Source organism: Lachnoclostridium sp. An118, from assembly GCF_002160985.1.
Lineage (GTDB): Bacteria > Bacillota > Clostridia > Lachnospirales > Lachnospiraceae > Claveliimonas > Claveliimonas stercoravium.
This window is the reverse complement of sequence record NZ_NFLQ01000058.1, coordinates 1-500: the sequence shown is the minus strand read 5'-3', so window position 1 is coordinate 500 and position 500 is coordinate 1. Positions and strand designations below refer to the sequence as shown.

1 rRNA gene is annotated in these 500 nt (G+C 50.0%); it reads right to left on the bottom strand.

The features are described 5' to 3' along the window. Positions 1-304 (bottom strand): 23S ribosomal RNA (locus tag B5E62_RS16685); the annotation flags it as partial. Positions 305-500 lie beyond the last annotated feature (196 nt).

The window sequence follows — 500 nt, the reverse complement described above, 5'->3', positions numbered from 1 at the left end:
GCGGTCCGAACCCCGGGGTGCACGCACCCCGGTTTGGGCTCTCCCGGTTTCGCTCGCCGCTACTCCCGGGATCGATGTTTCTTTCTCTTCCTCCGGCTACTTAGATGTTTCAGTTCACCGGGTTCCCCTCCATACGTTATGGATTGGCGTATGGATACATGAGGTTTGCTCATGTGGGTTTCCCCATTCAGAAATCTCCGGATCAATGGATATTTGCTCCTCCCCGAAGCTTTTCGCAGCTTATCACGTCTTTCATCGGCTCTTAGTGCCAAGGCATCCACCCTGCGCTCTTTCATGCATAACCAACTTGCCAAATAGCTTTGAAAGCATCCTGACGGGACTGATCTTTCGTGAAAGCTTGCTTTCATAAGAAAGATCATGTTTCGGCAGTGATATTTGCGAAGCAAATGTCACCGAGAGGATCTCTGATCCTCGAGGGGCTTTCATTGCTATGGCCACACATGTATAGCGTTACATGCGTTGGTTCAGGTCAATTTTTT